The following is a 20,182-nucleotide window of genomic DNA, read 5'->3' as shown; positions in this document are numbered from 1 at the left end:
CCCGAGCCGTCCAGTCCCGAAACGTCCAGTCCCAATTGGTCCAGTCCCGAGTCCATGACCGAACAGAGGCCCACCGCCATGCGCGCCGCGCCCCTCGCCCTCCTCGCTCTCGCCATCGCCACGCCAGCGCTCGCGCAGGGGTTGCCGAGCTCGAACCTCAACAGCATCAACAATTCCCTCTCACAGCAGAGCCAGAACCGGCAGCTGCGCCAGCAGCAGCAGAGCGACACGGCCAACACGCGCATGCAGATCCGCCGCAGCGAATCGTTCCGGCAGGCTCCGACGCCGGCACCTATCGTCGTGCCGAAGCGCTGAGATCGCGCCGCCGGACCTCCGCCCGGATTGGACGGGCGCCGCCGCTCCGCTACGCTATGTCCAGAGGGGGGCACGGGGCGGACGGCCGGACGGTCGAGGCCGGTCGCCTTGGCGTGCACCTCGGGCACCCGCCACAGGAGCGGGACGTGAGGCGGAACGAGAACGGTGCGTGATATCCTGACCGCTCTTGCCGGCGCCGTCATCCTGATCCTCGTCGCGGCGCTCGCCGTTCCGCCCTTCGTCGACTGGCAGGGCCAGCGCGCGGCCGTCGACGGGGCAATCGCCCGCTCGCTCGGCCTGCCGGCCCGCAGCGAAGGGCGTGTCGCGGTGCGGCTCCTGCCCTCGCCACGCCTGCGGCTCGACCGGCTGCATCTCGGCGAGGAGTCCGACAAGCCCGCCCTCGATGCGCGCTTCGTCAGCGCGGAGATCGCGCTGACGCCCCTCCTCAAGGGCGAGATCCGCTTCACTGAGACCGAGATCCGGCGCGCCGAGATCAAGCTCCCCGTCGGCGAGGGCGATGCCCTGCTCGTGCCGGCGGACTTCGCCGAGGCCCTGCGGGCGCGCGACCTCGCTATCGACGACCTGCGCATCCGCCAGCTGTTCCTGACCACGTTCGTGCCGGCGACGGGCCGGACCGACCAGATCCAGGCCGAATCGCTGAGCCTGCAGGCTCCCTCCCTGGTCGGGCCCTGGCGCGTCGAGGGCGCGAGCGGCGGCGTGCCGTTCCGCCTCGCCACCGGCGAGCCCGCCGCGGATGGCAGCGTCATGGTGAAGCTCTCGGGCGGCGGCGACGCGCATCCCCGCTTCGAGGCCGACCTGCGCCTCGCCTTCGCGCCCGCTGGCGGTCTCGCCGCGGCGGGCGACGGCCCGCGCCCGCTGGTCCCCGAGGCGGAGGGCACGGCCCGCCTCGTCGTCGGGCCGCCGGCCCAGGTCGCCGGCGCCTACCTGCCCTTCAGCCTCGGCGGCAAGTTCACCGCGCAGGGGCCGCGGGTCCGCTTCGAGGGCGTCAACGCCGAGATCGACCCGGGCGGCCAGGCGATCCGCCTCGCCGGCACGGGCCAGATCGATCTCCGGGCGTGGCGGGCCGGCCTCTCGCTGGAGGCGCGCCGGGTCGATCTCGACGCCTTCCTCCTGTCGAGCACCGGGCAGGCCCTGATCGCCCGGGGCCTGCCGAGAGGCGGACGGGGGCTGCCCGTGATGATCGACCTCGATCTCGGCATCGACACGCTCGGGCTCGGCCTCGACGAGTGGACGGGGGTCCGCCTCGCCGGCACACTCGACCGCACCGGCGGCCTGCTCCTGCGCCGGTTCCAGGCGACAGCCCCCGGGGCCGCCGCGCTCGCGGCCAGCGGCGAGATCGACACGGAGCCGAGCCCCCGCTTCAACGGGGAGGTGTCGCTCCGCGCAGCCTCCTCCGACGGGCTCGGACGCTACCTGCGCAAGCTCGGCCTCGGCGGCCCGGTCGTCGCCGTGATGGACGGGCGGCCGATCCAGGCGAGCGCCGACGTCTCGGCCACCGCCCCCGACTTCTCCCTGCGCAACCTCCGGCTCGACCTCGGCGGCGCGCAGGTGACGGGCATCGCCCGCTACACGACGGGCGGCGGCGGCACCCGCGGACGCTTCGACGCGCAGATCAAGGCGCGGGGCATCGACATCGCGGGTCTGCCCTCCCTCACCGGGGCGCTCGAGGGGCTGCAGGGGCACGATCTCGGCCTGACGGTCCAGGCCCGCGACGTCCGCTACGGGCCGGCCGGCCCGAATTCGGGCAACGGCACGATCGCGGCGAGCATCCAGTCGGACGGGGCGAGTCTCGTCGTCGACAGCCTCGACGTCACCGACCTCGCGGGCGCCAACGCCAAGCTGTCCGGGCAGATCGCGCCGAACGGCTCGGGCCGGATCGCGGGGCGCGTGACCGCCCCCGTCGCCGCACCGCTGCTCGCGCTCCTCGACCGGGTCTGGGTTGCGGAGTCGCGGCTGATCCCGAATTTCCTGCGCACCGGACCCCTCGACCTCGACGTCACGGCCGAGCGGCAGGCGGGCGAGGCGGAGGCCCTGCGCACGGTGGCGAAGGGCAGGGCCGGCGGCGGCACCCTCGACGCCTCGCTCCTCAGCCGGGCCGGGCATGTCGAGAGCCTCGACGTAACCCTCGGCACGCCGAAGGCCGGCCTCTGGTTCGGGCGCGAGGACGAGGCGGCCCTGAACCGGCCCGCGACCCTCACCCTGACCGGACGGCAGGTTGCCGGCAGCACCGACCTCGGCGTCGAAGGGCGGGGGCAGATCGCGGGCGTGACCGTCGCGACCCGCCAGCCCGTCGTGCTCTCACCCGAGGTCGGCCCGCCCGCTCGCGGCGAGGTGCGGGTCGAGACCGCCGATCTCGGCCCCGTCCTCGCACTCCTCGGGACGGCAGCGGCCGGTCCGGGAGCATGGCCGGCCGATCTCACGATCGGGTTCGGCCGGGCGGGCAGCGACGCCCGCATCGGCCTCATCGGTCAGGCGGCGGGCAGCACGGTGAGTGCCGAGCTGACGCGGGCGCCGGAGGGGGAGATCTCCGGCACGGCGCGGCTCGCCCGGCTCTCCCTGCCGAGCCTCGCCGGGCTCCTCGTGATGCCGCAGGGCGGGCGGCCGGAGCGCACGGCCGAGGGTGGCTGGTCGAGCCGCCCCTTCGCGCCGCCCCCGGCGAAGGCGCCGCGAACCGCCATCGACCTGCGGGTCGAGGCACTCGATCTCGGGCGAGGGCTCACCGCGACGGGCACAGCTTTCAGGCTCGACCTCGACGACGGGGTGCTGAGCCTGCGCGACCTGACGGGCCAGCTCGCGGGGGCGGCTCGCCGCCTCCGCGACGCTGTCGCGGCACGGACAGGCCGCCGCGATCTCGGGCGAGGGCAGCCTCGACGCCGCCGCGCTCAAGGGGCTCCTGCCCGACAGCGCGATCCAGGGGCGCGTCGGCGCTACGCTCCGCTTCGGCACCAGCGGCGACAGCCCGGAGGCGCTCGTCGGCAATCTCTCGGGCAGCGGCGAGGTGCGGCTCGCCGACATCATGGCGCCGCGGGCGGATCCCGGCGCCGTCGGCCGCGCCCTCGCGCGGGCGCTCGCCGAGGACGATCCCCTGCGCGAGGGCCACCTGCTGGCGATCGTCGCGGAGGAGTTCTCCGCCGCCCCGGCCCGCAGCCGCGGGCCGATCTCCGCGCCCGCCACCCTCATCGGCGGCGTGCTGAGGGCCGGGCCCCTCGACCTCGATCTCGGCGCCGCCCGCTGGCGCGGGACGCTCGGCCTCGATCTGCGCGACCTCCGGCTCGACGCCCGCGGCGCGCTCACGGGCGGCGAGATGCCCAAGGGCTGGACCGGGGGCGCCCTGACAGTCCAGCTCGGCTTCGCCGGTCCGCTCACCGCGCCCGAGCGCACCCTCGATGTCGGCGGCCTCTCGAACGGGCTCGCCGCGGTCGTGCTGCAGCGGGAGCTTGAGAAGATCGAGCTTTTCGAGGCCGATCAGACCGAGCGCCAGCGCCGCCGCGCCCGTATCGAGATGGACCGGGCCCGCGCCGCGGTGAAGGCTGCGGCCGACCGGGCAGCGGCGGAGAAGGCCGCCGCCGACAAGGCCGCGGTCGAGGAGGCGGCGCGTCAGGCGAGGCTTCGCGCGCAGCAGGCCGCGGCCGAGGAGGCGGCGCGCCAAGCCCGCGCCCGCGAGGCCGAAGAGGCGGCCCGACGCGCCCGTAGCGACGCCGAAGGACCGGCACCGCCGCCCGAGCCGCCCCTCGACATCAGGCCGCCGGCCGCGCAGCCATGAGCCCGACATGAGTGCTTTCGTTGCCGCGGGCCCTCTCGACGCGGACGGCGGCGCTCCCGCAGGGCGGCGTCCTCACGCCCGCCCGACCGCCAGCAAGGCGAAGGCGTAGATCAAGCCAACCTCCTCCAGGCGGTCGAAGCGGCCGGCAGCGCCGCCGTGGCCGGCCTCCATGTTGGTGCGCATCAGCACCGGTCCGCCCCCCGTCATGGTGGCGCGCAGCCGAGCGACCCATTTGGCGGGCTCCCAGTAGGTGACGCGCGGGTCGGTGAGGCCGGCGAGCGCCAGAATGGCGGGGTAGGTCTTGGCCCCCACGTTGTCGTAGGGTGAATAGGACAGGATCGTCGTGAAGGCCGCCTCGCTCTCGCCCGGGTTGCCCCATTCGGGCCATTCCGGTGGGGTCAGCGGGAGGTCGCCGTCGAGCATCGTGTTGAGCACGTCGACGAAGGGCACGTCGGCGATGATGCCGGAGAACAGCTCCGGCGCGAGGTTCGCCACCGCCCCCATCAGCATGCCGCCCGCGCTGCCGCCATGCGCCACGATCCGCCCCTCCGCCGTGTAGCCCTCGGCCGCGAGCGCCCGGGCGCAGGCGACGAAGTCGCTGAAGGTGTTCGGTTTCTTCTCGCGCTTGCCGTCGAGGTACCAGCGCCAGCCCTTCTCGGTGCCGCCGCGGATATGGGCGATGGCATAGACGAAGCCGCGGTCGACGAGGGACAGCAGGTTCGTCCGGAAGGAGGCCGGCATCAGCGTGCCGTAGGAGCCGTAGCCGTAGAGGAGGAGCGGCGCGGTGCCGTCGAGGGGAAGGTCGCGCCGGTGCAGGAGCGAGATCGGCACCTGCTCGCCGTCCGGAGCGGTGGCGAAGACGCGCCGCGTCACGTAGGCCGCCGGGTCGTGGCCACTCGGCACCTCCTGGCGCTTGCGCAATTGCCGGGCGCGGGTGACGCAATCGTAATCGTAGGTCTCGGCGGGCGTCGTCATCGAGGAATAGGTGAAGCGGATCACCGCCGTCTCGAACTCGTGGCCGGGCTGGAGGCCGAGCGAGTAGGCCTCCTCCGCGAAGGCCACCGCATGCTCCTGGCCCTGCATGTCGCGCACGATGATGCGGGGCCGGGCGTTCTCGATCTCGAGCCGCACGAGGTGGCCGCCGATGACGTGCTGGTGGCGGATCATCACCCCCGCCCGGTGCGGGATCAGGTCGCGCCAGTTCGCGCGGCCCGGCGCGTCGAGGCGTGTCGTCGCGATCTTGAAGTCCTCGGCCCCGTCGGCGTTCGTCAGGATGAAGAGGTGCTGGCCCCAATGCTCCACCGAGTAGATCAGCAGCGGCGTGCGCGGCTCGACGAGGATCGGTGCCGCGGCCGGAGCGGCCCGGTCGATCAGGCGGACCTCCGAGGTCTCGTGGTCGCTCGCCGTGATGGTCAGATAGGCCTTCGATTGCGTCGTTCCGATATGCACGAAGTATCCCGAATCGGACTCCTCGTAGATGATCGCGTCACTCTCCTGCGGGGTGCCGAGGCTGTGGTGCAGGACGCGGGCCGGACGGTGGTTCGCGTCGACGCCGACGTAGTAGAAGGAGGCGCCGTCCGCCGCCCAGACCGCCTCGCCGGAGGTCGCCTCGACGCGGTCGTCGAGATCCTGATCGGTCGCGAGATCGCGCACACGGATCGTGTAGAGTTCCGAGCCCTTGATGTCGGCGCTCCAGGCGAGCCGTCCGTGATCGTCCGAGTGGACCGCGGCGGCGAGCTCGAAGAAGGGCAGGCCCTCGCCCTCCCGGTCGCCGTCGAGGAGGATCGTCTCGCCGGTCTCCCGCCCGTCCTCGTGGACCGTCTCGGAGGCGGTCCCCGTCAGGACGAGGAGGCTGCGCGGGCGCCGGCAGACGAGGGGGTGCTGCCCGCCCTCGCGGTGGCGCGTGTAGTAGGCGAAGGGCCCGTCCGGCTCGGGCACGCCGCTCTCGTCCTCCTTGATGCGGCCGCGCATCTCCGCGACCAGGGTCCGGCGCAGGTCCGAGACCTCGCCGAGCATCGCCTCGGCATAGGCGTTCTCGGCCTCTAGGCAGGCTCGGATGTCGGCGGGCAGGGCGGCCGGGTCCTTCAGGACCTCGCGCCAGTTCTCGGCCTTCAGCCAAGCGTAATCGTCCGTGAGCGCGCGCCCGTGCACCGTGAAGCCGTGCGGGCGGCGCTCGGCCGCGGGCGCCTCGGGGCGGGTGGTCGGGAACGTGCTGTCGGACGCCATGGCGGACACCTGAGCGAGAAGAGCGGGACGCGGTGGCCGGCCACCGGACGGGGTGCATGTGCCGCGCCGGGAGGTAATCGGCAAGGGATAGGGCCAAGGATCCGGGAAGGGATCGGAGAGGAGAGCTGAGAAGGGATCGGGCCGGGACAGGAACGGCGCACCGGTCGCGCCGCCGGCGCCCGGACGGGGCATCGGACCGGCCAGCAGGGCCCGACGCGCTAAGCACCGGACAATGCTGTCAAATTGAACTATCCTGCAGGAAAGTTGAGATCACGTATCCGCGCATGGCCGCTCTGTCTTGCGACTGAGACTTGAATAGCATAGAGAGAAGTTGTGGTGGGTGGGGCCATCACATTTCGAGAGCAAGAGCGGGACGACAACCACTGCGAGCGAAGCAGTTCGCAGAAAGCGGGGCCATGGTCACCTAGCGGTCGACGCCGCCCCGCACCGGTGCCCGCACCGCGCCAAGGGAACATTTCCGATCATGAACGAGACAGACACCCCGGTCGACTACGTCGAGCTGGCCGCCGACATCGTGTCGGCCTACGTGAGCAACAACCCCGTCCCCCCGGGCGAGCTGCCGCAACTCATCGGCCGCATCCACACCGCTCTCCTTCAGGTCGGCAACGGCCAGCCGGAGGCCAAGGCGGTCTCCGCCACGCCGCTGCAGCCCGCGGTTCCGATCAAGAAGTCGGTCACGCCGGACCACATCGTCTGCCTGGAGGACGGGCGCACCTTCAAGTCGCTGAAGCGGCACCTGCGCGCCAAGTACGATCTCAGCCCCGAGCAGTACCGCGCCCGCTGGGGCCTGCCGCCCGACTACCCGATGGTGGCCCCGAACTACGCCAAGGCCCGCTCCGACCTCGCCAAGGCGATCGGCCTCGGCCAGACCCGTCCCGGCGGCTACGACGAGGCTGCCTGAGCGGCGCCGGACCGTCCCTGACGCTGAAAGGTCTGGCCCTTCGGCCCCCGTGCGGGGGCCGGACCTTCGTCGATGCCCCGCGGCATCCGCCCGAGATTCGTCGTGCGGAAGCGGACCCGGTTCGGCGGCCTGACGGAACGCGCGCGGACCCTGTGCCATTATGCAGGATGGGCCGCGCTCAAGGTTGCATCGCCGGCCTCCCGGAGGCCGCATGAGCGACACGCCGCCGAAGGATCCGAACGCGGATCCGGCCGATCCGCCCCTCGTCGATCCGGACAAGCCCCCCGCCGATCAGATCGGGCGCGTCAACGCGCTGCTCGCCGAGTGGGCCGCCCGGAATGCGGCGGACAGCGACGCCCTGATCGAGCGGTTCGAGAGTATGGGCTACGCTGTGCGGGGCAAGAGCGAGGAGGAGATCGCGCAGGTGCTCAAGCAGGCCCCGCAACGCAAGCCGGTAGCGTGACGCTCCACAGGGCAGGAGCTGTCAAGACTTGCACTAGGATCATTTTCCGATACGTCAGGTGTGAGCGGACAACTTTGCCGCAGGCGTATCGGAACAAAACATGAACATTGTTGACCGATCATCCCGTCCCGCGGCCGAGCGCGTAGCGTTTCCCCGGCTGGAGCGGAGGCCGCACGCCTCCTCTCGGCGCTCGCCGGGAACGGCGCCTACGCGTTTCCCGACCCGATCGAGGGCGAGCGCCTGATCCTGCGGGGGGGTGGCGCGGGCGTCTCGGTCGGCAACGGCCGCTTCGCCGCGGAGGCCGGCGAGGCCCTCGTCGCGGCCGATCTCGCCCTGCGCGAGCCGGGTCCGCGCGCCCGGCTCACCATCAGCGAGGCGGGCCGAGCCCGGCTGCGGCGCGGCGCGGCTCCCGGGCACAGCGAGGGCGCGGCCTTCCTCGCCCAGCACCTCGACCTGGAGGAAGCGGGCGAGCGGGGCGCCGAGGGGCGCCTGCGCGACGCCTCCGAGAGTCCGCTCGCCTGGATGGCCCGGCGGCGGGGGCGCGACGGGGCTCCGCTCATCGATGGCGCCTGCTTCGAGGCGGGCGAGCGCCTGCGCCGGGATCTGGAGGCGGCGCGGATGATGCCGCGGATGGGGACGGACTGGACCCTGCCGCGGGTCGATGGCTGCGGGCCGAGCGACCCCGCCGCGGCCTCCGACCGGGTGGTCGGCGCACTGGCCCGGGTGCGCGCCGCCCTCGACGCGGTGGGGGGCGATCTGGCCGGCCTCCTGATCGACCTGTGCGGGCACCTCAAGGGCTTGGAGCGGATCGAGGCGGAGCGGCGCTGGCCGGCCCGCTCGGCGAAGGTCGTCGCCCGCATCGCCCTCGGGCGGCTCGCGGAGCATTACGGGCTCGAACGCGAGGCGTCGGGCCCCGAGCGGGCCCGCGGCCGGCTCTGGCGGGCGCGGAGGTGAGGCGAGGCCGGCATGGGTCCCCGAACACCGTCCGCCGACGCTTCGCGCGTCCCGGGACGGTGCCCCATCCCCGGACCGGCGAGAGCGGCGTGTCTCTCAGAGGTCCAGGACGTCGACCGCGTCCCCGAGCCTCGCCCGCGCGATCTCGGCGACGTGCCGGTGATGCGTGAACAGGATCGGCTGGATGGTCCCGCCGATCGCGGCGAGCGCCTCCAGGCCGTGGGCGGTGCGCGCATCGTCGAAGGTGAGGAAGAGGTCGTCGCCGACGAAGGGCGCGGGCTCGTTGCGGGCGGCGTAATCCTCGAGATGGGCGAGGCGCAGGGCGAGGTAGAGCTGATCGCGGGTGCCCTCGCTGAGGCCCGAGACGTGGACTGTCTCGCCCGAGGCGCGCCGGCCCACGATGCAGGGCCTGTCGGCCTCGTCGTATTCCTGGGCGAGCCCCGCGAAGGCCCCTCCCGTGAGCCCCGAGAACAGCGCCCCGGCACGGGTCAGGAGCGGGTCCTGCTGGCCTGCCCGGTGACGACCGATCGCGGAGCCGAGGAGCAGGCTCGCGAGCTTGAGAACCGCCCAGTGCCGGGCGGTTGCCTGCAGCTCCGCCTCGGCGGCCTTGCGCTGGGCGGCGGCGAGCTCCGCGCCGGTGCCGCCCTCCAGCTCGCTGCGGCGGCGCTCGCCCCGATCCCGGTCCGCGAAGGCGACCTTGCCGCGCTGGTCGAGATCGTCGTCGTCGAGGGCGAGCTGGGCGAGGGAGGCCTCGATCGCGTCGGGCGTCGCGGCGGCGAGATCCGCGCGCAGGCTCTCCTCCGACACGCCCTCGGCCGCGCGGGCGAGCTCCGCCCGGCGCCCGGCGAACTCGGTCCGCAGCGCGCGTCGGGCGAGGAGCCGGGCGTGAAGGCCCGCGGGATCGCGGCCGGGTTCCGGCAACTCGGCGCCGTGCGCGGCCAGCGCCTCGCGGGCGGCCAGCGCCGCGCGCGCCGCCGCCTCCAGGGCCTGCGCCGCGTCCGCCCGGCGCCGGGCGAGATCCTGGCGACGGGTTTCGTCGCGGGTGGCCGCCTGCAGGCGGCCTTGCAGCGCCTTCATGGCGCTGCTCGCGGGGAGCGGGCCGAGTTCGGGAGCGAGCATTGCCGTCAGCCCCGCCACGCTCCCGCGGTAGGTCTCCATGTCGCGACGGATGCCGGTGATCCGGCGCAGGTGGCTGTCGTGCTCGCGCAGCAGCGTGGGCACGGCCCGCCAGGCTTCGAGCGCGCTCTCGGCCTCGTCCGGCTCGGCCTCCGGCCGGAGGCCGAGACCGTGCAGGGCCGTGCTCCACTCCCCCCGCCACGCCTTCTGCCGGGCGGTGGCCTCCGCGCGCTCGACCTCGATCCGCGCGATCTGCTCCGCGATGGCCCGGGCCCGGGCCTGCGCCTCGCGGGTCGCCTCCCAGGCGGCGGACAGGGCCGCGACGCGGTCCTCCGCGCGGGCGAGGATCAGCCCGACATCGAGCCCGTCGAGGTCGGAGAGCCCGGCGCGGCGGCTGAGGGCCAGGAGCGGCGCGCGGGCCGTCTCGATCCGGGCGGTGAGGTGGGCGTGCTCGGCGCGCCGGCCCTCGAGGGCGAGCACATCCTCGACCCGCGCCTCCACCTCGGTCAGCCAAGCCGTCATCTCGGCGGGCGTCGCGGGCTCGATGCCGGCGGGCGCCCAGGCCTCGTGCCACGCGATGCGGCCCTCCTCCAGGCGCGCGTCGATCGCGGCGAGATCCTGCGCGGCCGCCGCTTCCTCGGCTTCCTCCGCGTCGAGGCGCTGCCGGTCGGCGCCGTGCTCGGCGGCGCGGGCCGCATCGGCCACGAGGTCGTCGGCGGCGCGGTCGACCGCCAGCATCGCGTCCTCGAACCGGGCGAGGTCGTCGGCGTTCCCGGCGCCGGGCTCGCCGGCGAGCTGCGCCCGCACGGGGGCGAGGCGGGCGTCGCGCTCGGTGCGGAGCGCGGCGAGATCGGCGAGCGTGGGGATCGGCCGCCCGGCCTCGCGGCGGCGCATGCGCTCCCGCGTCTGCCGGATCGTGCGGGCGGCGGCTTCCCGGCGATCGGTGGCCCGAATCCGGTCGCGCTCCAGCCCGTCCATCGCCCGGCCGAAGCGGGCGATGGTCTCGTGCGAGGGCCGGCGCAGGGCGACGAAGGCGGACAGATCCTGGATCGGCGGACTGAGCCGCGCGGCCCGCAGCGCGATCTGCTTGGCCTCACCCTGGATCGTGGCCGCGAGCGCGTCGCGGCGCGCCACGTCGTTGCGCAGGGGCGCGAGGGTCTTGAGGTCGGCCCGCAGGGACGCGGGATCGGCCGGCGGCGCGTCGGCCCCGGGCCTCGGCGAGGCGCGCGTGCTCGGCCCGGCGTTGGGCGAGTTCGCCACCGAGGCGCGCGAGCGAAGCCGCGGCCTCGCGCCCAGCCCGGATCAGGCCCTCGATCCGGGTGCGGGCCGCGTCCGAGGGCTGCCGGGCGCGCAGGGCGTCCGCGTCGGACAGGCCGATGCGGACCCGCAGCCGCTCCAGGTCCTGCGCGAATCCGTCCGCCTCGCCCTGGAGGCGGGGCAGGTCGGAAGCCCCCTTGTCGAAGCGGTCGATGCCGCGAAATCCCTCCAGGATCTCCTCGGCGCGCGCGAGCAGACGGTCGTCGACGGCGATGGCCGCGAGGTCGCGCTCGGCCTCCTCCAGGCGCGCGCGTGCCTCGGCCTCGGCGGCGTCCCGCGCCCGGACCTCGTCGAGACGCGCGCCGAGCCGGTCGGTCCAGCCCTCCGGCACCTCGACGAGGCCCGTCTCGGCCTCCGCCTCCCCGACGAGGCGGTCGATCTCGGCGATGAGCGGGGCGACGCGCCTCAGCCGCTCCAGCCGGGCCTGCTCGGCGGCGATGCGCACCCGTCCGGCCCGGATCTCGTCGAGCCGCAGGGAGGCGCCCTCGATCTCGTCGTTCAGCTCCCGCCAGTCGCTCGCCCGCAGCTCGGCCTGGCGGATCGCCTTGCGGGCCTCCTCGTGGCGCCCGAGCGCCTGGTAGAAGGTCCGGTGCTCCGCCTTGCGCGGCATGAAGATGCCGCCGGCCTCGGCCTCCAGCTCGGCCTGGAGCTCGGTGTAGCCGCGCAAGCCGGAGGCCGCCGCGAACAGGCTCGCGCCGACCTCGCCGTCGCTGTTGAGCATCTCGCCGCCGCCGTCCCGCAGGGATTGCGCGTCGAGGCCGAAGGCGCGGCAGAACACCTCGCGGGACAGGCCACCGAGGAAGGGGGCCAGCGCGTCGTCGGAAAGCCCCGCGTCGGCGGCATCGACGAGGGTGTTCTTGTTGCCCTTGCGGCGGCGGAAGGCGAGCCGGCGCCCATCCGCGGCCGCGATCTCGGCGCCGATCCGCATCTCCGGCATGGCGTGCAGGAAGGCGTAGCGGGTGCGCGCCTCGATGCCGAACAGGAGGTCGGTGACGGCGGCGAGCGCCGAACTCTTGCCCGCCTCGTTCGGCCCAGCACCACGTGCAGCCGCGCGTCCGGCCGAAAGGTGACCCGGCGTCCGGTGAAGGGACCATAGCGTTCGAGGTCGAGGGCGAGGAGGCGCATTCCGTGTGTCCGTGGGGCGTCCGCTCAGCATTCCCGCCCGCGCAGGCGACCGAGGATCACCGCCTCGGCCTCCGCGCAGAGGGCGTCGAACTCGTCGGCGAGGCCGTCCTCGACCTGCATCCCGCCCTGCGCCCCAGCCTGCATTCCGCTCGGCAGCTTGGCCGTGATCTCGGCGAGGGCGGCCCGGGCCCGGGCGCGGAAATCCGGGTCGCGGTCGACGGCCGCGAGGAGCTCCGCCGGATCGAGGCCGATGCCGGGCGCCGGATCGGCCGAGGCGGGGGCGCGGGGCCGCGCGGTCTCGATGCGCAGGCGCTCCAGCCAGATGTCCTCGTGGACGCGATGGGCGGCGGCCTGGATCTCGGCGGTCAGGCCCTCCCGGTCGGCGGCGAGGCGGTCGTGCAGCTTCGTCCGCCCCGTCAGGCTCACCCGCACCGCGATGAGCCGCCCCTGCGCGTCCTCGGAGAGCGGGCGCAGCGCGTCCTCGACGCGGGCGATCGCCTCGCGCTCGCTCACCGTGTCCGAGAGATCGACGGGAAGGGTGGCGAATCGGGCGTGATCGACGATCAGGCGGCGCACGGCACGGATCCGCCCGTCCGTCACCTCGACCGCGACGGCGCCCTTCTCGCCGCATTCGCGCACGCTGCGGCCCTGCAGGTTGCCGGGAAAGACGATCCAGGGGTCGCGGGACAGTTCCGCGTAGTCGTGGACGTGGCCGAGCGCCCAGTAATCGTAGCCGCGGCCCGCGAGATCCGCGACCGAGCAGGGGGCGTAGGTGGCGTGGGCCGCGTGTCCCGTGCAGGAGGTGTGCAGGAGGCCGATGTTGAACCAGCCCGGCACCGTGGCCGGGTAGGCCAGCGCGTAGTTCTCCTCCACGGCCCGGTTCGGGAAGCTGCGCCCATGCAGCGCCACCCGCAGGTGGTCGAGCCGGTGCGTGTCGGCGCGCTGCGTCGGAAAGGTCTTTACGGAGGGCGGCAGGGTGATCGAGCGGGTGATCACGCTCTCGGCGTCGTGGTTGCCGCGCACGAGGATGACGGGGATGCCCGCGCGGTCGAGGCGGGCCACCTGGCGGGCGAAGAACAGGCCGATCGTGTTGTCCGTCCAGTCGCCGTCGTAGACGTCGCCCGCGACGAGGAGGAAGGCGGCCTCCATCTCGATTGCCCGCGTCACGAGATCCTCGAAGGCCCGCCGCCCGGCCGTCGCGAAGCGCCGGGCGATGTCCGCGTCCTTGAGGGCGAGGCCCGCGAGCGGGCTGCCGAGATGGAGGTCGGCGGCGTGAATGAAGGTGAAGCTCGTCATGCGTCGCGTGAGGCGCCCGGTGAGCCCCGTCTTTAAGCGAATCCGCGCGCGCGGGCCACGAAGCCGGCGATCTCGGCGGGGGATGGCGGCGGGATCGCTCGGGCGTCCCGCGCGTTGCGAAGAGCGGCTCCGGCTCAGGTTGTCCGTCCGCGAGGCCTCGCCTCGCGGATGCGGACGCCGTAGAACGAACCGCCCAAGGTTCGCGTCCAGGCCCGTCCCGAGCCGTCCGGCTCACATGCGTCTCCGGAGATCGTCATGCGCCTGTCCCCCGGTTGCCGTACGGTTCGGCTGCGCCCGCGCGCGGCGGGTGGGGGCTCTGAGCGGATGAACCGGTTCCAGCGCTGGAGCGAGAGCCTCGCGCAGCGGCGCGCGGGCGGCCTCGGACGGCTCGGCAAATGGCCGGCGGCCAAGCGGGCGATCGAGACGCGGCCCGGCCTGATCGAACCGCCCCACGCAGCCCCCCCGGCGACGCGGCCGGCCTCCCCGAACGCCACCCGGGTCCCCGCCCTGCACCACCCCCGGCCCCACAAGATCGTGAGCTGGAACCTGCTGCGGCGCACCGGTGCGGCGGTCGCCGACGTGGTCGCCCTGATCGAGCAGGAGCAGCCCGACCTCCTGCTGATGCAGGAGGCCACCCGCGACATCGCGGCCATCGCCGACCGGGTCGGCGGCGTCTACGCCTGGGCGCCGCTGCCCGGGCGCATCCACGGCCTCGCCATCTGGAGCCGCCGGCCCTGGGGCGAGCCGCCCGCGATCCTGGCGCTGCCCTCGGGCGCGGTGGTGCACCGGGTCTGCCAGGTGCTCGATTGCGGCGATTTCGGCATCGCCAATGTGCATCTCTCGCACGGGCAGATGCTGAACCGGCGCCAGCTCCGCCACATCGAGCGGGCGCTGCCGCCCCGCGCCGCGGTGCTCGGCGACTACAACATCGTCGGCCCGGCCCTGCTGCCCGGCTTCCGGGACGTCGGGCCCCGGCATCCGACCCACGCCATGGTCGACGTGCTCCCCTTGCGCCTCGACCGCTGCCTCGTGCGCGGCCTCAACTGCCACGGCAAGGACGTGCTGCCCCGGGGCGCCTCCGACCACCGGCCGATCGTCGTGCACCTCACCCTCGGCGCCGACGAGGTGCGCCGCCCGCAGCGGAGCGTCAAAGGTATGGCAGCAGCAGTCGGGCGCCTGCGTCGCGGAACCGCTCCGGGAGCGAGCGTCCCGTGATTGCGTCCTTGGTCAGGCGGGTCTCCATCTTCCCGGCCATGAACGTGTCGAGCCGTCGGGCGATGCCGGCATCGTAGATCTCGACGTTCAGCTCGAAATTCAGCCGGAAGCTGCGGGTGTCCCAGTTGGCGCTGCCGACGAAGGCCCAGGTCTCGTCGACGACGAGGACCTTCGAATGGTCGAAGGGCGGCTCGTCGAGCCAGATCCGGACGCCGCTCTCCAGGAGCGGGTCGAGATGGGCCCGCGTCGCCCAGTCGACGAACCGATGGTCGCTCCGGCGCGGGATGATCACGTCGACGGTCACGCCCCGCAGGGAGGCGAGGGCGAGAGCGTTCAGCACGATCTCGCTCGGCAGGAAGTAGGGCGTGACGAGGCGGACCGAGCGGCGCGCGCAGGAGAGCGCGGCCAGAACCACGAACTCGATCTTCTCGATGTCGGCGTCGGCCCCGAGGTGACGACCCGGGCCGTGGTCTCGCCGGCCCGCGCGATCCCCGGGAACCAGCGCTCGCCGTCGAGCTCCTCGTTCATCACGAAGTTCCAGTCGGTGCCGAAGGCCATCACCAGCTGCTCGACGACCGGCCCGTCGATCCGGAAATGCGTGTCCCGCACGGGGTGGGGCGGCCTGCGCGAGACCCGGTTCGCGTCCGAGATGTTGATGCCCCCCGTGAAGGCGGTGCGCCCGTCGAGGATCAGGAGCTTCTTGTGCGTGCGCAGGTTCAGGAAGGGCATGCGCCAGGGCAGCGCCGAGTGCATGAAGAGGCCCGCCGGCACGCCGGCGCGGCGCAGCCGGCGATAGGCGCCCGGATCGAAGTAGCCGCCGCCGATCCCGTCGATCAGAACCCGGACCTCGGCGCCCCGGGCCTTCGCTCCGGCGAGCGCGTCGCAGAAGGCCCGCCCGGTCTCGTCGTCGCGGAAGATGTAGCTCGACAGGGCGACGCTCCGCGTGGCCCGGCCGATCGCCTCCAGCATCGCCGGATACGCTTCGTCGCCGTTGCGGAAGAGGAGGACGGCGTTGCCGGCGACGAGGGGAAGCTGCGTGATCTGCCGCCCCGCCCGCTCCAGGGGCGCAGATCCGCGTCGATGCTGGTCTCGGGCTCGCGCGGGTCGCTCGGCTGCTGCGAGGGTTTCGGCCGGAGGCGCCGGGCGCGGCGGGAGACGCGGTTGACGCCGAACAGGGCGTAGAGGCCGGTGCCGAAGATCGGCGAGAGCCAGGCGAGCCCGATCCAGCCGATCGCCACGCTGATCTCGCGCTTGCGCAGCAGAACGTGCCCGGAGACGCCGAGCGCCAGCACGAGCCCGAGCGCCGCCAGGACATCGGTCCGGATCGAGGCCGTCGCCTCAAGCCATCGATTGAGCGCTTCTTCCAACGCGGTCCGCCGCCCCGCCGCTCCGCGGCCCCGACCCCTCCATAGGCGAAGCTCTCGCCGGGAGACAGGCGCGCCCGCTCTCTTAAGGGTGGATGGTTCTCCTGACAGGGACCGGGACGTGTCAGGCCTGCGGCCCCGCCGCCGGCTGTGCACATCTGCGGTGGCCTTCCATAGTGTTGCCGACTTTGTGGTGTCCGATCGGCCCGGTGGGTGGACGAAAGCCCAAGCGTCGCGCATCGAGTTGGGAAGGATAGGCTTACATGCCCGTGATCGGACTCTCCCTCGCGATCATCCCGGTCCTTGCGGTCCTCGCGGCCCGCGCCCTCTTCAAGCTCCTGTTCCTGCCCTTCCAGCTCGTCCGCCTTGTGGTGCGGGGCCGGTCCGCGCTGACGCTTGCCCTGGCGAGCGGACTCTGCCTCTCGGGTGCGCTGGCCTGGACGGAATATGGCGGGACGGATTCCGCGCCCCGGCTCGTCGCCACCCGCTGAGGCGGGCCCGGCCGGACGCGGATCGAACGTCGGGCCTCGTCACACATCGCCTCGTCACATACCGGCGGTGTCGAAGCTTCCCGGTCGGCGCGGGACTCGCGACGCGTCCACTCTCCCGAATCGGGACGTTCTGAGCCGCATCGGCGGATCGGGCGCGCGGACAACGCCCGGCGCTTTCTCCGGACAATCCTGATTCCTCATCCTGCCTCTCTCCTGCACGGGAGAGGAGACGGGACCCGCGCTCGATCCGGACGGGCCGAGGCAAGCGGATTCACCCCACCTCTCCCGTTCGGGAGAGGTCGCGTGCACGTCAGCGTACCGGGTGAGGGGTGCGACGTCTCGGAACCGACCTGATCACTCATCCTGTCCCTCCCCCGAACCGAAGAGGGGACCCGCGCTCAGCGGGCCGAGGTCGAGGGGTGAAAACCCCTTTGCCGTGCCGCCGGGCTCAAGGTTCGAGGCGGTTCGCGTCGTCCTGAGGAAAACCCCGCGGACCCTTCGATCCGCGGGGCTGATCCCTCACTCTGCCGCGATCTGCACCGGGACGACCGGTCCGATGCGGGCGGCGCAGAACTTGAACTCCGGGATCTTGCCCATCGGGTCCAGCGCCGGGTTCGTCAGGAGGTTCGCCGCGGCCTCGGCGTAGCAGAACGGCATGAAGATGAAGCCGTCCGGCACGTCGCGGTCGGAGCGGACCTTCACGTTCACGGCGCCGCGCCGGGTCTCGAGGCGCATCGTGTCGCCCGGGCTGAGGCCGTGCTTGTGCAGCTCGCGGGGCGCCATGAAGGCCACCGCCTCGGGCTCCAGAGCGTCGAGGACGCCGGCACGGCGGGTCATCGAGCCGGTGTGCCAGTGCTCCAGCACGCGGCCCGTCGAGAGCACCATCGGGAACTCGGTGTCGGGCACCTCGTCCGGCGGCACGATGTTGGCGGGCACGATCTTGGCCCGACCGCTCTCGGTCGGGAAGCCGGCGTAGAAGATGATCTCGTTGCCGGGCTTGTCGGGTGCGTCCACGGGATAGGTCACCGCGCCCTCGCGCTCCAGGCGCTCCCAGGTGATGTTGTTCAAGGACGGCATCACCTGCGCCATCTCGTTGAACACGTCGGCCGGGCTCTTGTAGGTCCAGGACAGGCCCATCCGGTTGGCGACCTCCTGGATGATCCACCAATCCTGGCGGGCATCCCCGGGCGGCGGCACCACCGGCCGGGCGATCTGCACGCGCCGGTCGGTGTTGGTGAAGCTGCCCGCCTTCTCGGCGAAGGCCGAGGCCGGCAGCACCACGTCGGCGTGGAAGGCCGTCTCGGTCAGGAACAGATCCTGCACCACGAGATGGTCGAGCATCGCCAGCGCGTGGCGGGCGTGGTTGAGGTCGGGATCCGACATCGCCGGGTTCTCGCCCTCGACATACATGCCGCGAATCTCGCCGGCATGGATCGCCCGCATGATCTCGACGACGGTGAGGCCGGCCTTGCGGTCGAGCGACTGGCCCCAGAAATTCTCGAACAGCTCCCGCACCGCCGCCTTCTCGACGGACTGGTAATCCGGGTAGACCATCGGGATCAGGCCGGCATCGGAGGCGCCCTGCACGTTGTTCTGGCCGCGCAGGGGGTGCAGGCCGGTGCCCGGGCGGCCGATCTGGCCGGTCGTTAGCGCGAGCGCGATCAGGCAGCGGGCATTGTCCGTGCCGTGGACGTGCTGGCTGACGCCCATGCCCCAGAAGATGATCGAGGCGCGCGAGCGCGCGTAGAGGCGCGCCGTCTCACGCAGGGTCTCGGCGTCGATGCCGCAGACCGGGGCCATCTTCTCCGGGGTGAACTCGTGGATGCGCTCCTTCAGCGCATCGAAGTTCTCCGTGTACCCGGCGATGTACTGCTCGTCGTAGAGGCCCTCCTCCACGATGACGTTCAGCATCGCGTTGAGCATCGCCACGTCCGAGCCCGGCTTGAAGGCGAGGTGCGCGTGGGCGTGGCGCGAGAGGACCTGACGGCGCGGGTCCATGATGATGAGCTTGGCGCCTCGCTCCTTGACCGCGTTCTTGATGAAGGTCGCGGCGACCGGGTGGTTCACGGTCGGGTTCGCGCCGATGATCACGATGACCTCGGCGTCGAGGGCGGCCGAGAACGGCGCCGAGACGGCGCCCGAGTTCAGGCCCTCCATCAGCGCGGCCACCGACGAGGCGTGGCAGAGGCGCGTGCAATGGTCGACGTTGTTCGAGCCGAAGCCGAGGCGCACGAGCTTCTGGAAGAGGTAGGCCTCCTCGTTCGAGCCCTTCGCCGAGCCGAAGCCCGCGAGCGCCTTCGGTCCGTGCTGGTCGCGGATGCCCTTGAGGCCGCCGGCCGCGCGCTCCAGCGCCTCCTCCCAGGTCGCCTCGCGGAAATGCGTCCAGGGGTTGGCCGGATCGACCTGATCGTTCGCGTCCTTCGCGACGCCGTCGAGGCGGATCAGGGGCTTCGTCAGGCGGTGGGGGTGATGGACGTAGTCGAAGCCGAAGCGGCCCTTCACGCAGAGCCGGTTGCGGTTGGCCGGGCCGTCGCGCCCTTCCGCGTAGACGATCTTCTCGTCCTTGACCTTGTAGGAGACCTGGCAGCCGACGCCGCAATACGGGCAGAGAGAATCGACCTCGCGGTCGGGGTAGACCGTCCGGGTCTGGTTCGCGTCGAGATAGGAGGCGGGCATCAGCGCGCCGGTCGGGCAGGCCTGCACGCACTCGCCGCAGGCCACGCAGGTCGACTGGCCCATCGGGTCGTCGAAGTCGAACACGATCTTGGCGTCGGCCGCGCGGTAGGCCATGCCGATCACGTCGTTGACCTGGACCTCGCGGCAGGCGCGGACGCACAGGTTGCACTGGATGCAGGCGTCGAGGTTGACGCTCATGGCCGGGTGGCTGATGTCGGCCTCCCAGCGCTCCACCGCCGGGAAGCGGCTCTCGCTGATCTCAACGTGGTCGGCCTGGTGCCAGAAATGCGAGTCCGGATCGTGCGAGGTCTCGCGGGCCGGCTGGTCGGCGACGAGGAGCTCCATCACCATGGCGCGGGCCTTCACGGCCCGGTCGCTCTGCGACCTCACCTTCATGCCGACGCCGGGCACGCGCTTGCAGGACGCGGCAAGGACGCGCTCGCCCTCGATCTCGACCATGCAGGCGCGGCAATTACCGTCCGGCCGGTAGCCCGGATCAGGCTTGTGGCAGAGATGGGGGATGTGCGTGCCGAGGCGCTGCGCCACCTGCCAGATCGTCTCGCCGGGTCGCGCCTCGATCTGCTGCCCGTCGAATTCGAACACCACGCCCGGAATGCCGGTCGGGATGTTCTTGAGGCCGAGCGTGCCGCTCGCCGGGCCCTGCTGGCCGCCGGATTTCTGCCCCTGCGAGTAGGAGCCGCCCTGCGCCGTCGTGCCGGAGCCCTGGCCGCCCGCGTCCTGCGGGCCGCTCGGACCCTTCACGAGGGGGTCGGTGCCGCTCGGGTTGCTGTTCTGGGTGCCGCTGCTCATCAGGTTCCGCTCCCGCCCGCTGGGCTGCCCTTGAGAGGGCACGCTCCGGCGGCTCGTTCTCGTGGGGACCGCCGGATGCGGCGGCCCTGGCTTCGCGCGTGCCCGGCC

11 protein-coding genes and 2 pseudogenes are annotated in these 20,182 nt (G+C 73.0%); 7 read left to right on the top strand and 6 right to left on the bottom strand.

Going from position 1 to position 20,182, the window contains the following annotated elements; translation table 11 throughout:
* The first annotated feature begins 54 nt into the window (after positions 1 to 54).
* Both DK389_RS10410 and DK389_RS10405 read left to right on the top strand, forming a co-directional pair.
* Positions 55 to 315, top strand: a complete 261-nt coding sequence (locus DK389_RS10410) for a hypothetical protein (RefSeq protein ID WP_109889388.1) — start codon at positions 55 to 57, stop codon at positions 313 to 315.
* 165 nt (positions 316 to 480) lie between these two features.
* The gene (locus DK389_RS10405) at positions 481 to 3,777 is read left to right on the top strand and encodes an AsmA family protein (RefSeq protein WP_335645538.1); all 3,297 of its coding nucleotides are present in this window, start codon (positions 481 to 483) and stop codon (positions 3,775 to 3,777) included.
* 394 nt (positions 3,778 to 4,171) lie between these two features.
* On the opposite strand, the gene DK389_RS10400 is transcribed toward DK389_RS10405, so the two are convergent.
* Positions 4,172 to 6,325, bottom strand: a complete 2,154-nt coding sequence (locus DK389_RS10400; RefSeq protein WP_109889386.1) for a S9 family peptidase — start codon at positions 6,323 to 6,325, stop codon at positions 4,172 to 4,174.
* Positions 6,326 to 6,809: 484 nt separating this feature from the next.
* Between DK389_RS10400 and DK389_RS10395 the strand changes: the two genes are divergently transcribed.
* The 3 genes from DK389_RS10395 (at position 6,810) to DK389_RS10385 (ending at position 8,664) form a co-directional block, all read left to right on the top strand.
* On the top strand, positions 6,810 to 7,247 hold the full coding sequence (locus DK389_RS10395; protein WP_109889384.1) for a Ros/MucR family transcriptional regulator: 438 nt from the start codon (positions 6,810 to 6,812) through the stop codon (positions 7,245 to 7,247).
* 211 nt (positions 7,248 to 7,458) lie between these two features.
* A complete protein-coding gene (locus DK389_RS10390; protein WP_109889382.1) occupies positions 7,459 to 7,710 on the top strand; it encodes a hypothetical protein in 252 nt (83 codons plus the stop codon).
* Between the two features lie 120 nt (positions 7,711 to 7,830).
* Positions 7,831 to 8,664 (top strand): DUF6456 domain-containing protein, encoded by an 834-nt coding sequence (locus DK389_RS10385; RefSeq protein ID WP_109889380.1) that lies wholly within the window; start codon positions 7,831 to 7,833, stop codon positions 8,662 to 8,664.
* A gap of 96 nt (positions 8,665 to 8,760) precedes the next feature.
* On the opposite strand, the gene DK389_RS10380 is transcribed toward DK389_RS10385, so the two are convergent.
* The 3 genes and pseudogenes from DK389_RS10380 to DK389_RS10375 all read right to left on the bottom strand — a co-directional run bounded on the left by DK389_RS10380 (position 8,761) and on the right by DK389_RS10375 (position 13,518).
* Positions 8,761 to 11,040, bottom strand: coding sequence for an ATP-binding protein (locus DK389_RS10380; RefSeq protein WP_236960795.1), 2,280 nt, complete (start codon positions 11,038 to 11,040; stop codon positions 8,761 to 8,763).
* 625 nt (positions 11,041 to 11,665) lie between these two features.
* Positions 11,666 to 12,222: pseudogene (locus tag DK389_RS34145) on the bottom strand (ATP-binding protein); the annotation flags it as partial.
* A 24-nt stretch (positions 12,223 to 12,246) separates the two neighbouring features.
* Positions 12,247 to 13,518: a metallophosphoesterase family protein gene (locus DK389_RS10375; RefSeq protein WP_109889378.1), complete on the bottom strand. Its 1,272-nt coding sequence runs from the start codon at positions 13,516 to 13,518 to the stop codon at positions 12,247 to 12,249.
* 507 nt (positions 13,519 to 14,025) lie between these two features.
* Here DK389_RS10375 and DK389_RS10370 point away from each other — a divergent pair.
* Positions 14,026 to 14,733, top strand: coding sequence for an endonuclease/exonuclease/phosphatase family protein (locus tag DK389_RS10370; RefSeq protein WP_236960948.1), 708 nt, complete (start codon positions 14,026 to 14,028; stop codon positions 14,731 to 14,733).
* Here DK389_RS10370 and DK389_RS35225 read toward each other — a convergent pair.
* A pseudogene (locus tag DK389_RS35225) lies at positions 14,666 to 16,100 on the bottom strand (phospholipase D-like domain-containing protein). The gene DK389_RS10370 and the pseudogene DK389_RS35225 sit on opposite strands and share 68 nt — an antisense overlap.
* 260 nt (positions 16,101 to 16,360) lie before the next feature.
* Here DK389_RS35225 and DK389_RS10360 point away from each other — a divergent pair.
* Positions 16,361 to 16,588 carry a hypothetical protein gene (locus DK389_RS10360; RefSeq protein ID WP_109889374.1) on the top strand — a complete coding sequence of 76 codons (228 nt, stop codon included), beginning with the start codon at positions 16,361 to 16,363 and terminating at the stop codon, positions 16,586 to 16,588.
* A gap of 519 nt (positions 16,589 to 17,107) precedes the next feature.
* On the opposite strand, the gene fdhF is transcribed toward DK389_RS10360, so the two are convergent.
* Entirely contained in the window at positions 17,108 to 20,074 is a 2,967-nt protein-coding gene (gene fdhF / locus DK389_RS10355; protein ID WP_162560602.1) for a formate dehydrogenase subunit alpha, read from the bottom strand.
* Between the last annotated feature and the right edge of the window lie 108 nt (positions 20,075 to 20,182).

Origin of the sequence: Methylobacterium durans (assembly GCF_003173715.1) — a bacterium.
GTDB classification, from domain to species: domain Bacteria; phylum Pseudomonadota; class Alphaproteobacteria; order Rhizobiales; family Beijerinckiaceae; genus Methylobacterium; species Methylobacterium durans.
Note: the sequence above shows the minus strand (reverse complement) of the source record. Positions and strands in the feature narration are given on the sequence as shown.

Excerpts from the sequence above, each read along its gene's own strand:
- DK389_RS10410 (WP_109889388.1), top strand. The coding sequence starts at position 55 with ATGACCGAACAGAGGCCCACCGCCATGCGCGCCGCGCCCCTCGCCCTC.
- DK389_RS10400 (WP_109889386.1), bottom strand. The coding sequence starts at position 6,325 with ATGGCGTCCGACAGCACGTTCCCGACCACCCGCCCCGAGGCGCCCGCG.
- DK389_RS10395 (WP_109889384.1), top strand. The coding sequence starts at position 6,810 with ATGAACGAGACAGACACCCCGGTCGACTACGTCGAGCTGGCCGCCGAC.
- DK389_RS10390 (WP_109889382.1), top strand. The coding sequence starts at position 7,459 with ATGAGCGACACGCCGCCGAAGGATCCGAACGCGGATCCGGCCGATCCG.
- DK389_RS10375 (WP_109889378.1), bottom strand. The coding sequence starts at position 13,518 with ATGACGAGCTTCACCTTCATTCACGCCGCCGACCTCCATCTCGGCAGC.
- DK389_RS10360 (WP_109889374.1), top strand. The coding sequence starts at position 16,361 with ATGCCCGTGATCGGACTCTCCCTCGCGATCATCCCGGTCCTTGCGGTC.
- fdhF (WP_162560602.1), bottom strand. The coding sequence starts at position 20,074 with ATGAGCAGCGGCACCCAGAACAGCAACCCGAGCGGCACCGACCCCCTC.